The 13,504-nt window shown below is 43.9% G+C and carries 11 protein-coding genes; 4 read left to right on the forward strand and 7 right to left on the reverse strand.

Going from position 1 to position 13,504, the window contains the following annotated elements:
- Window positions 1-2: 2 nt before the first annotated feature.
- From cybH to asnS, 4 genes are all read right to left on the reverse strand, one after another.
- Complete coding sequence (cybH, locus tag AB4135_RS06715) at window positions 3-671, reverse strand: Ni/Fe-hydrogenase, b-type cytochrome subunit (RefSeq protein ID WP_371991418.1); 669 nt, start codon at window positions 669-671, stop codon at window positions 3-5.
- A 14-nt stretch (window positions 672-685) separates the two neighbouring features.
- The gene (gene hyaB, locus AB4135_RS06720) at window positions 686-2,389 is read right to left on the reverse strand and encodes a nickel-dependent hydrogenase large subunit (RefSeq protein ID WP_371991420.1); all 1,704 of its coding nucleotides are present in this window, start codon (window positions 2,387-2,389) and stop codon (window positions 686-688) included.
- Window positions 2,390-2,391: 2 nt separating this feature from the next.
- Window positions 2,392-3,528 (reverse strand): nickel-dependent hydrogenase small subunit, encoded by a 1,137-nt coding sequence (gene hyaA / locus AB4135_RS06725; protein ID WP_371991422.1) that lies wholly within the window; start codon window positions 3,526-3,528, stop codon window positions 2,392-2,394.
- 470 nt (window positions 3,529-3,998) lie between these two features.
- Window positions 3,999-5,399 carry an asparagine--tRNA ligase gene (gene asnS, locus AB4135_RS06730; protein ID WP_248975555.1) on the reverse strand — a complete coding sequence of 467 codons (1,401 nt, stop codon included), beginning with the start codon at window positions 5,397-5,399 and terminating at the stop codon, window positions 3,999-4,001.
- Window positions 5,400-5,551: 152 nt separating this feature from the next.
- Between asnS and AB4135_RS06735 the strand changes: the two genes are divergently transcribed.
- Window positions 5,552-5,887, forward strand: coding sequence for a hypothetical protein (locus AB4135_RS06735; protein ID WP_371991424.1), 336 nt, complete (start codon window positions 5,552-5,554; stop codon window positions 5,885-5,887).
- Window positions 5,888-5,958: 71 nt separating this feature from the next.
- On the opposite strand, the gene AB4135_RS06740 is transcribed toward AB4135_RS06735, so the two are convergent.
- Window positions 5,959-6,579, reverse strand: a complete 621-nt coding sequence (locus tag AB4135_RS06740) for a CoA pyrophosphatase (RefSeq protein ID WP_371991426.1) — start codon at window positions 6,577-6,579, stop codon at window positions 5,959-5,961.
- 4 nt (window positions 6,580-6,583) lie between these two features.
- Window positions 6,584-8,083 carry an aminodeoxychorismate synthase component I gene (gene pabB / locus AB4135_RS06745; protein ID WP_371991428.1) on the reverse strand — a complete coding sequence of 500 codons (1,500 nt, stop codon included), beginning with the start codon at window positions 8,081-8,083 and terminating at the stop codon, window positions 6,584-6,586.
- 178 nt (window positions 8,084-8,261) lie between these two features.
- Between pabB and AB4135_RS06750 the strand changes: the two genes are divergently transcribed.
- The 3 genes from AB4135_RS06750 (at window position 8,262) to AB4135_RS06760 (ending at window position 12,513) form a co-directional block, all read left to right on the forward strand.
- The gene (locus AB4135_RS06750; protein ID WP_371991429.1) at window positions 8,262-9,782 is read left to right on the forward strand and encodes a fumarate hydratase; all 1,521 of its coding nucleotides are present in this window, start codon (window positions 8,262-8,264) and stop codon (window positions 9,780-9,782) included.
- 248 nt (window positions 9,783-10,030) lie between these two features.
- Window positions 10,031-12,082 carry a prolyl oligopeptidase family serine peptidase gene (locus tag AB4135_RS06755; protein ID WP_371991431.1) on the forward strand — a complete coding sequence of 684 codons (2,052 nt, stop codon included), beginning with the start codon at window positions 10,031-10,033 and terminating at the stop codon, window positions 12,080-12,082.
- A gap of 113 nt (window positions 12,083-12,195) precedes the next feature.
- Window positions 12,196-12,513, forward strand: coding sequence for an antibiotic biosynthesis monooxygenase (locus AB4135_RS06760; protein WP_371991432.1), 318 nt, complete (start codon window positions 12,196-12,198; stop codon window positions 12,511-12,513).
- A 49-nt stretch (window positions 12,514-12,562) separates the two neighbouring features.
- Here the strand turns inward: AB4135_RS06760 and AB4135_RS06765 are convergent, their stop codons facing one another.
- Entirely contained in the window at window positions 12,563-13,129 is a 567-nt protein-coding gene (locus tag AB4135_RS06765) for a Tfp pilus assembly protein FimT/FimU (RefSeq protein WP_371991434.1), read from the reverse strand.
- Between the last annotated feature and the right edge of the window lie 375 nt (window positions 13,130-13,504).

Genomic DNA, 13,504 nt, shown 5'->3' on the forward strand with positions numbered 1-13,504 from the left:
TTTTATTTCTTCTTATGGTAATCGTAACCAGAGACGATAGAGTCCACCGAGTTATGCTTGAAACGGATCCCGCTCCACACTGCCATATACACATGGATCACAACAAAAATGATGAACACCCAAGTAAAGTAGTGGTGCCAGATCCTAACGGGGGCTAACCCCCCCATCATCATAGTGACCCAATTGGCCATACCGCCGAGCATACCGCCGAGCCCCTGATGATATACATTGGCATATAACACCAGACCCGTAACACAGATAAGAAAGGCGACAACCGAAATTGCTAAGTACGTCACAAATTGCAATGGCCCGTAGACTCCAGCTTTGTCTAAATGTCCCATCCATAAATAGGACTTAAGTTGAGTTATCCAGCTCTTAGGACTTAGTACATCCTTAAAGGAGCGTCTTTCGATATCACTCTTACCGAAGAAAAACAGATAAGCTCTTACCAACGTGATGGAAACCAGTAGGAAACCAAATATTTGGTGAGCCGCCCGGATATACCCCTGTACTAAAACATCAGAGCTTTCTGGTGCAACCAAAAATGGCCAAGAGATATAAAACCCCGTGATCACCAGGATCAAGATTGCTAACGCTCTTAACCAGTGAAAAATCCTGATCGCCGCACCAAAAACAAGTTCTCTTTGGTAGGGTGCAGATTGAGTAGGCATGCTAACCCCCTTAACTAGAATCCGTTGGGATCGATTTTGAATTCACCCAAATTCGTACCCTTGTAGTCCATCACATGTACGGCACAAGCCATACAAGGATCGAAAGAGTGAATGATTCGAATGACTTCTAAAGGTTTGGTTGGATCTTCGAGTTTCAAGCCAATAAGTGACGCCTCGTAAGGACCTACTTTGCCTTGTCCATCAACTGGTCCAGCATTCCACGTTGTTGGTACAACTGCTTGGTAGTTCGCGACCTTGCCACCTTTGATGCGGATCCAATGACTTAGCATACCGCGTGGTGCCTCAATCATGGCGTGGCCAACATACTCTTTATTGCTATCAATTTCTGGCTTGGTGTAAGTCGACTCATCCGACTGCAAATTGGTCAGTAAGGCATCGAAGGTTTTTAAGCCTTCTTCTGCAACGATTACAGTTTGCAGCATACGGGCGGCGGTGCGGCCTAGAGTTGTAAATAGTGCTTCAATAGGAAGCCCGGTAGCAGCAAGTAGTCCATTGACGGCATCGACCACCACTTGGTTACCACGAGCATAGCTCACTAACAAACAGGCAAGTGGACCCACTTCAACTGGTTCTCCTTGATAGCGAGGCGACTTAACCCAACTATACTTGCCATCTCCATCAACAGTCGGCAACTTACCGTAAACGGTGTCTCTTTCGACAAATCCGGTATAGTCGGGAACGGTTGTACCGTCATAAGGATGTTGTGCCCCATCTGCTTTATACCAAGCATGAGTGACATCTTCTTTAATTAGCTCTGGGTTCAAATCACTCACGCCAGCTAAGTCGCCGTTCATGATCACGCCTTGGTTGAACATGTATTGTCCATCACCAAGTATGAAGTCATCAGTAGCTAAGAAGTTTTTAACGTTTACACCACCAAGCACACTTGGTTCAGAGCCAAACGCTTCCGCTGCCATTACTACATCAGCTTTGTATGCGCGAATAATGAAATCATTAACGATGGCATGTTTTTGTTTCCATTCCTGCAGACGAGCAGGGCTTAACATGTCACGCACTGACGTCACGCCGCCCACTACGATAGACTGTGGGTGAGGTGATTTACCGCCGAAAATAGCAAGCATCTCAGCAGCAATACGCTGTACTTCTAGAGCTTTAAGGTAGTGTGATAAAGCAATCAAATTTTGCTCAGGGGTAAATCGATAAGTGCTGTTACCCCAGTAAGCGTTGGCAAAAGGACCGAGCTTACCGGTTTCAACTAGACCTTTCACCCGCTGTTGAACTGCGCGTAAATCACCTTCGCCAGCACTAATAGGATTGTCTGTATATTTAAGAGCAACTTGTGCAGCAAGCGCTGGATCTGCACTTAACGCAGAAACGACATCTACCCAATCTAAGCCATGTAGGTGATAGAAATGCACAATATGGTCATGCATATTGAGCGAGGTTTGCATCAAACTTCTGAGGTACTTAGCATTTAGTGGAATTTTTACCCCAAGCGCGTTTTCTACCGCTTCTGTGCCACATCGGTAGTGAGAGTAGGTACAAACACCACAGATCCGTTGTACGATTAAACCAACATCCATTGGCGTGCGACCTTTTAAGATCACCTCAATACCACGCCAGAGGGTAGAAGAGGACCAAGCTTTTTGAATCACATTATTCTCGTCAACCTCTACCTCTACTCGCAGGTGTCCCTCAATACGAGTGATAGGATCGATAACTACACGTTTACTCATGATTATTCCTCTTCAGATTTGGCAAAGACACTGGCGACTGCATGGGCACCGATACCGACAGCGGTGGCACCTAAAATTACTGCGCCGATGGTATCTGTGGTGGCGTCTAAGCCGTGTAGTAGTTGTCTACCTAATGGTTTTTCAAAGTCAGCCATGTCATCCCAAAAATTGGGTTCAGAGCAGCCCATACAGCCGTGTCCGGCTAAAACAGGCCAGCTAGTGTGATGGTTAAAGCGCTCTGTAGGGCAGTTGTTATAGGTATAGGGGCCTTTACAACCGACTTTGTACAGACAGTAGCCGTCTTTGGCACCTTGGTCGCCAAACTCTTCAACAAATTCGCCAGCATCAAAACGACCACGACGTTCACAATTATCATGAACGCGAGCGCCGTAGGCCCATTTAGGACGGTTAAACATATCCAGAGCAGGAAGTTTGCCAAACATAATGAAGTACATCAGTGTACCCACAATGTTCTTTTCGCTTGGTGGGCAGCCGCCTAGGTTAATGACAGGCTTATTAACGACTTCGTAAACACCTTTAGCACCAGTTGGATTTGGCGCTGCTGCTTGAACACCGCCAAATGCCGCGCAGGTACCAACAGAGATAATTGCTGCAGCGCCCTCAGCAGCTTCCTTGACAATATGAAGCCCTGTATGGCCTTTGCAGCCAACGGTTAAGTAAGCGCCGTTGTTTGCGGTGGGAACCGCGCCTTCAACGGCTAATAGATAGTTACCTTTATAGGCTTCTAATGCATGTTCAAGATTCTCTTCCGCTTGCCATCCTGCTGCGGCCATCAATGTTTCATGGTACTCAAGTGAGACATGATCGAATATAAGAGAGTCTAGATTAGGGGTGTCGGTTCTGATCAATGATTCTGAACAACCTGTACATTCTGCCATATGCAGCCAAATTAGCGGGACGCGATTAGCAAGTTCTGCAGCTTCTGCTACTAATGTGCTAAAGGGCAGTGGCAGCGCTAGCATTGCGGTTACAGATGCAGTCCATTTCATAAAGTCTCGGCGACTAATGCCATTTTGTAGCATTTTATCTTGCAGCGATTCACTATGACGTGGTTGCAATTGACGCAATTGCTCCATTCGCGCCACACCTTGCTGATATAGGGCTTCGTGTGTTTCCATGGTTAAACCTTATTATTCTTGAAAGTAATTTGCTCAACATCATCAGTCTAGGCCTCAAAAAGGGTGGAAATATTGATATGCGTCAAGCTTTCTTGGGGTTACAGAGGCTTACGGATAATCAGATTATCGAGGCTTGAGCTAGATCATTTATTTATAAGGGAAAAGGACAGAATGTCCCTACAGCATCTTGACTGTGACGCGGATCACGTTTAAAGCGTTTTTTGTAACTTATTTGTTATCAGGCGCCTTAAGGGGTTGCTAAATAAATGATCGATTATGTAGCTAAGGCTAGCTGGTTTTAAAGGGCAATATAAAGCAAGAAAGGTTTTATTAGTGAATACTAAAGCTAACCTAATTAATGACTGTAGAGCGGTTACAGAAGAGGGAATAAAGAGATAATGTTTTGATGATGGCAACAAAAAAGCCTCTAAGAATAGAGGCTTTGATTTTAAACAAATATCAAACGAGCTTTAGAAGTTCGCTGATTTTGGTGCTCTTGGGAATGGGATCACGTCACGGATGTTAGATACGCCAGTGACATAAGAAACTAGACGCTCAAACCCTAGACCGAATCCTGCGTGAGGCACTGTACCGTAACGACGCAGGTCACGATACCACCAGTAATCTTCTTGGCTAAGTTCCATCTCAGCAAGACGAGCATCAAGCACGTCTAAACGTTCTTCGCGCTGTGCGCCGCCGATGATTTCGCCAATGCCTGGTGCTAGTACGTCCATAGCGGCAACTGTTTTACCATCGTCATTTAAACGCATATAGAATGCTTTGATATCTTTCGGATAGTTTTTAACAACAACGGGTGCCTTGAAATGCTCTTCAGCCAGGTAACGTTCGTGCTCAGAGTGAAGATCAATACCCCATTCAACATCGTATTCAAACTTCTTCCCGCAAGCTTTAAGAATTTCGATAGCATCGGTGTAATCAATCTGTGCAAAATCACTGGTGACAAATGCTTCTAGACGATCAATTGCGGTTTTCTCAACACGCTGGGCAAAGAACTCAAGATCATCACGGCGCTCGGCCAATACTGCTCTAAAGCAGTATTTAAGCATATCTTCAGCAAGTTTTGCGGCGTCATCTAGGTCAGCATAAGCAACTTCCGGCTCTACCATCCAAAATTCTGCTAGATGACGACTGGTGTTTGAGTTTTCAGCTCGGAACGTAGGACCAAACGTGTAAACTTTAGATAGCGCACATGCATAAGTCTCTGCGTTTAACTGACCAGAAACCGTTAGGAACGACTCTTTACCGAAAAAGTCTTCGCTATAGTCAACGGCGCCTTTATCATCACGTGGCAGATTCTCTAGATCCAATGTTGAAACACGGAACATCTCTCCAGCACCTTCAGTATCTGATGCTGTGATTAGCGGAGTAGACACCCAGATGTAACCCTGTTCATTATAAAAGCGATGAATCGCTTGTGATAAACAGTTACGTACACGGGCGACTGCACCAATGATGTTTGTGCGTGGACGAAGATGGGCTAACTCGCGTAAATGCTCAATTGAGTGACGCTTAGCAGCCATAGGGTAAGTATCAGGATCTTCTACCCAGCCGGCAACTTCTACATTAGTCACTTGCATTTCGAAGGCTTGGCCTTTACCCGGTGATTCAACAACCTCACCGGTCATAATGACTGAACAACCCGCAGTAAGCTTTAACACTTCGTTGTCGTAATTCTCTAAATTATTCGGCACTACGCCCTGTATAGGGTCAAAGCATGAACCGTCATAAATAGCGAGGAATGAGATCCCAGCTTTAGAATCGCGGCGGGATCTAACCCAGCCACGTACTGTGATTTGCGAACCAATCGCAAAGTCACCTTTAAACACAGAAGCGACAGATGTAATGCTCATTGTTGCTTAGTTCTCCAACGAAACGTTTTAAATATAAAATTTGGTCGTTTATATTACCTTGATACAAGCTTTTCTCAAGTGGAAAGTAAGGTAAGTTGGTCTGGATCTTGGTATTGTTTTTAAAAACAGGGTTAAAACTACGGATAGTATTGATGAAAAGGCTAAAAGCGTTCCAATATTTACTGACTACAATGTCGATTGTCGGTTGGTCATTAGCAATATATGCACTGATGTTATTTGATAAAGCAAGACCCGATACTGCAGTTGGCTACCTTCAAAGTAAAGGTGCCGAGGTTCGTCTTGAATGGGATCCAGTGCAAACGATATTACTGGCTGATATTGTTTGGTGGTGTGCTTTGGTTAGCTTTATCAATTTGGGTTTCAACTATTATATTGCGACCCATAGCCGGCTTGGCTGGTGGATAAACATACCTTTGCTGTTTTTATGCTCTTTGGCCGCAGGACTTTATATACGTTTCGTGGTCTAAAGCGATCCCCTAACAATCTTAGTCAATAACTCAAGCTAGTAACATTGTGTGGAGTTTTTAATTGCTCAGTGCTATTCAGTTATATTGACTTTAGATAGTGGTCTGTCTTGGCTTAGGAGCCTGCACAATTGATCGATCATTGCAGCAGTTGCTCCCCAAATAAAATATTGGCCGTAAGGGATGAAATGAACTGGGTATTCAATCCCACCCCGACTGAAATATTGGATATGACGGTTGTCACTATCGAGTAGGAATGAGAGCGGTATAGTAAAAAGCTCATCCACTTCACCAGGGTCGATAACAGGAGTAAACGGCTTAGAGATGATACTGACAATTGGGGTGATATCAAAACCGGTAAAGGTTTTATGGTCATGCAACATACCAATCACTTCGACATGCTTGTTCGGTAAACCGATCTCTTCACGAGCTTCCCTCAGTGCGGTATCTTCAAAGCTCAGATCAAACTTCTCAACTTTACCACCTGGAAAACTAATTTGCCCGGGGTGCTGACGCAGGTGGCTAGGTCTACGGGTTAGAATGAGCTCAAGCTGATCGTTATAACTACTGAGTGCAACTAGCACCGCGGCTTTTCGTAACGGTTGCTTTACTTCAAATGGCAGTGAGGAGGGAAAGTGATGGGCCTTAGGTAAAGAGTGGAGATTAAATTTGAGCCTAAAATCCACTAAATCCATGTGTTTACGCCTCTTGGTTCATATTTGATAGTACGGGTAAGATTTTACTCACCTTATCAAAAGTTTCTTGATACTCGGCCTCAACCTTAGAATCAGCGACAATCCCGCCACCAGCCCAGCAGTAGATAATATTCTTATCTTTATCATTTTGCGCCACTAAGGTTCGTATAGTAATACTCGTGTCCATATTTCCGTCTTGGCTAATGTAACCAATAGAACCACAGTAAAGGCTTCGGCGTGAGGGTTCAAGCTCTTCAATTATTTCCATCGCTCGGATTTTAGGCGCACCGGTAATTGATCCACCAGGAAAGCAGGATCTCAACAGATCGCTAGCATTAAGAGATGGCTTCAATGTGGCAGTAACAGTACTGACAAGATGATGAACTGCAGGAAAACTCTCGATATCAAAAAGTGTTGGAACAGAGACCGAGCCTGCTGTTGCTACCTTACCTATATCATTTCTAAGTAGATCTACAATCATCAGGTTTTCGGCGCGATCTTTGTCAGAGTTGGCAAGTTCAAGTGCTAACTCGTTGTCAATGGCAGGATCGTTATCTCTTGGCATCGTGCCTTTAATAGGCTTTGTTTGAACTTGAGACCCCGATAACGAAATAAAGCGTTCAGGCGATATCGATAACACTGCATGACCTGGTAGTCTGATAAAGGCAGAAAAAGGCGCGGCATTACTTTGCCTTAATGTTTGATAAGCTTGCCATTCATCACCTTGATATTCACTGCTAAATCTTTGAGTGAGGTTTATTTGGTAACAGTCACCGCTTTGAAGGTATTGTTGTACCTGTGCGAATTTTTGATGATAATCCCTAGCATCAATTTGATTCTTCCAAGCAGAAGTTAATTTAAACGGTTCATGAGCCAAATTCGCTTGGTTGGCTGCGCAGTTTGTGTGTGCATCTTTGCCTTGTTGGGCAATTAAGCCATCAAGTTGGTTCTTTAGCTTGGTTAATGCTTGCTGGCTTTGGTAATGGACTAATGACCAGCATTTTTGCTGGTAATCGAACACCAGCGCCCAATCATAAAAGCCAACATTCATGATTGGTAGCGTGATGTCATCTGCAGCCTTGTTAGGCAACTTTTCAATATTACGCGCGAGATCATAACTGAAGCTTCCCATTGCACCGCCAGAAAAGGGCAATAAGCTCTCTTTAGAGATAGGGAACAGCTCAGATAAGGTTTTGTTTAACAATTCAAATGGATCATCTAAATATTCTTCAGTAATAAACTGTTTATTTTCGCTGCCAGTCTGTAGCGAAAACAATGCTTCTCGATTGGATGACTTCGTGATGTAACTACACGTTTGATTGCTAGTTAATGTTGCAATGGGTGCAACGCAGATCACATCGTACTTTGCATCAACGTGATCAGCATTGGCAGAATCGAGCAAAATGGCCCATGGAGAGTCGGAAAAAAGGCTGAAAACGGTTTCAGTGGTCAAATTCCAATCAAGACGCATCGAATAAACGGATTTAGGCGTCATATTGTTCATCTATTAACCCTATCTAAAATGTGATGTTTAACTCAAAGTCGCGAAAGAGTATCATATTGCTCACACAAGTTATAAAAACAAAACACACAAGCCATTAAGGCTGCTGGAGCGTACATCTTGAGCTGTTATCTGGATGTATCGGTTATCAAAATAAGTGTCTGTTAAAAAGGAAGTGTCTGTGAGCAAAGTAGTCCCTGTAATCAAGCAAGCCGATTTAATCGAAAGCGTTGCTGATGCCCTGCAATATATCTCCTATTATCACCCAAAAGATTTCGTTGACTCAATGGCTGATGCCTATGAGCGTGAAGAAAGTGCCGCAGCTAAAGATGCGATTGCACAGATCTTGATCAATTCACGTATGTCGGCGGAAGGGAAGCGTCCACTGTGTCAGGACACTGGTATTGTGACCTGTTTTGTTAAGATTGGTATGGCTGTCCAATGGGATAAAACCGATTTGACCGTGCAAGAGATGGTTGATGAAGGCGTACGCCGCGCATACACCAATCCTGACAATCCACTTAGAGCATCGATCGTTGCCGATCCTGCTGGTGGCCGTAAGAATACTAAAGACAACACTCCGTCAGTTGTGCATGTTGAAATGGTGCCAGGTAATCATGTCGAAGTTGCCATTGCAGCAAAAGGCGGCGGCTCAGAAAATAAATCTAAAATGGTGATGCTAAACCCATCTGACGACATTGCGGCCTGGGTAGAGAAAACCCTACCGACTATGGGCGCTGGCTGGTGTCCACCTGGAATGCTAGGTATAGGTATTGGCGGAACTGCTGAGAAAGCGGCTGTCATGGCAAAAGAGTCATTGATGGACCCTGTCGATATTCACGAACTACAAGCACGCGGTGCAGAAACGACAGACGAGAAATTACGTCTCGAGATCTTTGACCGTGCAAACAAATTGGGGATCGGTGCTCAAGGTCTAGGCGGTGTGACGACTGTGTTAGATATTAAAATTAAATCGGCGCCAACTCACGCGGCATCAAAACCTGTTGTCATGATCCCTAACTGCGCCGCAACACGCCATGTGCACTTCCATTTAGATGGCACAGGTCCTGCTGATCTCGCTCCACCGTCTTTGGAAGACTGGCCTGAGATCACATGGGAAGTGGGAGAAAGTGTTCGCCGCGTGAATTTAGATACAGTGACTCAAGAAGAGATGCAGCAGTGGAAGAGCGGTGACACCGTGTTATTAAGCGGCAAAATGTTAACCGGTCGAGACGCAGCTCACAAACGCATACAAAGCTTAATTGAAAGTGGCGAAGGCTTGCCAAAAGGAGTGGACTTCAAGGGTAAGTTTATTTACTACGTTGGCCCAGTCGATCCTGTTGGTGATGAAGTTGTTGGCCCGGCGGGCCCTACGACAGCAACTCGTATGGATAAGTTTACTGACCTGATGCTAGAGAAGACAGGGCTTATGGGGATGATTGGCAAAGCTGAGCGCGGCCCTGCAACCGTTGAGTCCATTAAAAAGCACAAATCATGTTATTTAATGGCAGTTGGTGGCGCCGCTTACCTAGTATCAAAGGCGATTAAGAAATCACGCGTAGTTGCCTTTGAAGACTTAGGTATGGAAGCTATCTACGAGTTTGATGTTAAAGATATGCCCGTGACAGTGGCTGTCGATTCAGAAGGCGTTAATGCTCACGATACCGGTCCTGCTATTTGGAAATTAAAACTAAATAGCTAATAACATCTTGTATTTCAACAGTTACAGGCTCGGATCCGAGAAGACAAAAGTCGCTGTTGAACATAACCTCTAAAGAGTCTCATTTAAACGGCCTTAAATGAGACTGCTACCAACTAGAGCCAAATTGAATGGCTTAAACGTATTGCTTAAGCCATTTATTTTGGATAGTGTGCTGTATCGCTTCAGGGATAAAGATACCGATTAATCTCGGTAAGATTCTTTTTAAACATAACAATAAGATAACTACGATGAAAAAAACTGCAATCATTTTGGCGTTAGCGTCAGTGGGCGCTGCATTTAGCGTTCAAGCCACTAGCCCACAGCCTTTCAGTGTTCAACAATTGGTTAAAATCAACAAGCTACACTCAGCAGTACTGTCGAACGATGGTACTAAAGTTGTTTATGCCGTGAAAAATGTTGATGCAGACGGTAAGGGAAGTTCAGACCTATATATTCAAGATTTAAACTCTAGCTCTGCGACAGCTAAACAAATAACTCAATTTTCAGGGACAGAGCACAGCGTAGCTTTTGGGCCAAATGATAAGAGTATCTACTTTCTTGCTGCTCGTGATGGTGCTAGTCAGCTATATCAGCTTGCACTGGACGGTGGTGAAGCAAGACAAGTCACAGATTTCCCGCTCGATGTTGAAGGTTTTAAACTTTCTAATGACGGCACCCAAGCTGTCGTGAATATGCGTGTTTTCCCTGAGTGTAAAGATTTAAACTGCTCGAAAGAGAAGTTTGAAGAAGAGGCTGCTCGCACGTCAACGGGCAGGGAATATAAACAGTTAATGGTGAGACACTGGGATACTTGGAATGATCATTCAAGAAGCCATCTGTTTGTTGCCAAGTTAAATGGTGAAAAAGTAACAACAGCTATTGACGTCACAGCGGGTTTAGACACTGAAACACCGCCTAAACCGTTCTCCGGTATGGAAGAAGTAACCTTCACACCCGATGGTAAGTATGTTGTTTATAGCGCGAAAGCGCCAAGTAAAGATCAAGCTTGGATCACTAACTATGATTTATGGAAAGTGAGCGTCGATGGCGGTGAAGCAAAGAACCTTACAGAATCTAACAAAGCATGGGATGCACATCCGACTTACTCCGCAGACGGACGTTATTTAGCTTACTTAGCAATGTCAAAACCTGGTTTTGAAGCTGACCGTTACCGCATAATGTTACGTGATACGGTAACAGGGCAAGAGAAAGAAGTCGCACCTATGTGGGATCGTAGCCCGCACTCTTTGGCATTTGGTAAAGACAACAAAACACTCTACGTGACTGCACAAGATGTAGGACAAGTGTCCATATTTGAAGTAAACACTCAATTTGGTGACGTAAAAACTATCTATAACGAAGGTAGTAACAGCGTCGTTGGTATTAATGCAGACAAAATCGTATTTAGTAAAAAGTCTCTGGTTGAGCCCGGTGACCTTTACTCTATTAATTTAGATGGTCAAAATCTAAATAGACTTACTGAGATCAATAAAGACAAGCTTGCAGAGATTAAGTTTGGCGAGTATCAACAGTTTAGCTTTAAAGGTTGGAACAACGAAGAAGTTTATGGCTACTGGATTAAACCCTCTAACTATAAAGCAGGCGAGAAATACCCGATAGCCTTCTTGGTTCATGGTGGTCCACAAGGGTCATTCGGCAACTCGTTCAGCAGCCGTTGGAATGCTCAGCTATGGGCTGGAGCAGGTTATGGCGTCGTGATGATCGATTTCCATGGTTCTACCGGTTATGGTCAAGCATTTACCGATTCAATTACCAAAGATTGGGGTGGTAAACCACTTGAAGATCTACAGAAAGGTCTTGCTGCAGTTACTAAGCAACAGAAATGGTTAGATGGCGATAGAGCTTGTGCACTAGGCGGTTCATACGGCGGTTACATGATGAACTGGATCCAAGGTAACTGGAATGATGGTTTTAAATGTCTAGTTAACCATGCTGGTTTATTTGATATGCGCTCAATGTACTACGTAACTGAAGAGCTTTGGTTCCCTGAATATGAGTTCGGTGGTACGTATGCTAAGAACAAAGAGCTGTATGAGAAGTTTAACCCAGTCAACTACGTAGATAACTGGCAGACTCCTATGTTGGTCATTCACGGCGAGAAAGACTTCCGTGTACCTTATGGCCAAGGTTTAGCGGCATTTACCTTTATGCAGCGTAAAGGGATCCCATCTGAATTGCTTGTCTACCCAGATGAGAATCATTGGATCTTAAACCCAGATAACTTAGAGCAATGGTACGACAACGTTCTCGGTTGGATGGATCGCTGGACTGAGAAGTAACAGCGAAAACGAGAAGCCAGAACATTTGTTCTGGCTTTTTTTTGCAAAAAATTAGATTGATTACCACCCAGTTTAAGCTGGTTTTTCGATCATTCTGTAATAAAAGGATATTTATGATTACGCTGGCGAATACTCCAAAACCACCTTATTACTGTGTAGTATTTACCTCTATTTTATCTAACGATACTGAAGGTTATGCTGCAATGGGCACGCGGATGCAAGCCCTTGCAGCAACTCAGGTTGGTTTTTTGGGAATTGAGTCGGCTAGAGAGGAGTTAGGGATTACCGTCTCTTATTGGCAGTCATTGGACGCCATTAAAGCATGGAAACAAAACGCAGAACATATTGAGGCGCAGCAGATGGGTAAAGCGCGCTGGTACAGTCAATTTGCGTTAAGAATTAGCAAAGTCGAACATGACTACTTTATGTAAGCCACCTATACACTAGTGCGAATTAGCAAGCCTTTTAGCTGCATGAATGCTAACAATCCTCAGTGTAAGCCGTAACCGAATAACGTCGAGATTTTGTCGGCGCGCTATACACCACATGGCATCTATACTGTCCATTTTCTATCTCGGTTAGCTTATCCTTAGATACCGCAGGCACTATCGCTGTTGCCGAGTTTTCGGTGCGAGCTATGGTTATAGAGAATTGTTGTTCACCCAAACCAAAAACAGTACGGTAATTGTTATTAACTGTACTTGATGAAGATAGTGGTGCTATGGGATAGCCCAAACTCACATATAAACGTGTGCCACTGGCATCAATAAAGTATTCACCGACAGGGATATCCCAATTGGGGTGATTACCACACTGAAAAGAACACTCTTCCAGCGCTGCGATATTCGCGAGATTACTTTTTGCATACACTAATTGGTTTTGAGTTGAGAGCAAAGCGGCGAGAGCACGCACGTCAGCGGCTTTTGCATCGGAACTGAGGTTCAAAAACTTAGGTACTGCTACTACAGATAAAACAGCCAATATGACGATGACTATTACCAGTTCGATTAGGGTAAATCCCGCAGAAGGTTTGTACTTAAATGACATGCTATGGCTTACTAGGTTAAAGTTGCTCGCAGCCTAACGACTTTGGCGTAATGCAACAAGTTAGCCCTGTAACATATTGATACATGGCTTCAGGAAGTGTTAACTTCGTCACGTTTTATTTGCCAGCTAAAGCTGTAAATTTTAAGCCTGTTCACTGTTCACCTGGATGGCGTATTACTATAAAGCAATGACTGGAGTCACGAAGGTCGCAATAACTCAATATCACCAGAGCTTGAACTAAAGATTTTTAGTGAAAAAAATTGAGCTGCCATTTAGTCAGAGCATGTGTGTAATGAAGGTTGCTAACTATCTTGCTGTTATATTTGTGTTTATTTGTCGTTACTGAGTTGAATTTTATTGATTAAAAATATTAAT

The organism is Shewanella sp. 10N.286.54.B9 (assembly GCF_041468565.1).
Taxonomy (GTDB): Bacteria; Pseudomonadota; Gammaproteobacteria; order Enterobacterales; family Shewanellaceae; genus Shewanella.

Bases quoted from the DNA above. Each gene is read 5' to 3' on its own strand.
- AB4135_RS06735 (WP_371991424.1), top strand. From the start codon at position 5,552: ATGAAAAGGCTAAAAGCGTTCCAATATTTACTGACTACAATGTCGATT.
- pabB (WP_371991428.1), bottom strand. From the start codon at position 8,083: ATGAACAATATGACGCCTAAATCCGTTTATTCGATGCGTCTTGATTGG.
- AB4135_RS06740 (WP_371991426.1), bottom strand. From the start codon at position 6,579: ATGGATTTAGTGGATTTTAGGCTCAAATTTAATCTCCACTCTTTACCT.
- asnS (WP_248975555.1), bottom strand. From the start codon at position 5,399: ATGAGCATTACATCTGTCGCTTCTGTGTTTAAAGGTGACTTTGCGATT.
- AB4135_RS06765 (WP_371991434.1), bottom strand. From the start codon at position 13,129: ATGTCATTTAAGTACAAACCTTCTGCGGGATTTACCCTAATCGAACTG.
- cybH (WP_371991418.1), bottom strand. From the start codon at position 671: ATGCCTACTCAATCTGCACCCTACCAAAGAGAACTTGTTTTTGGTGCG.
- AB4135_RS06755 (WP_371991431.1), top strand. From the start codon at position 10,031: ATGAAAAAAACTGCAATCATTTTGGCGTTAGCGTCAGTGGGCGCTGCA.
- hyaB (WP_371991420.1), bottom strand. From the start codon at position 2,389: ATGAGTAAACGTGTAGTTATCGATCCTATCACTCGTATTGAGGGACAC.
- AB4135_RS06760 (WP_371991432.1), top strand. From the start codon at position 12,196: ATGATTACGCTGGCGAATACTCCAAAACCACCTTATTACTGTGTAGTA.
- hyaA (WP_371991422.1), bottom strand. From the start codon at position 3,528: ATGGAAACACACGAAGCCCTATATCAGCAAGGTGTGGCGCGAATGGAG.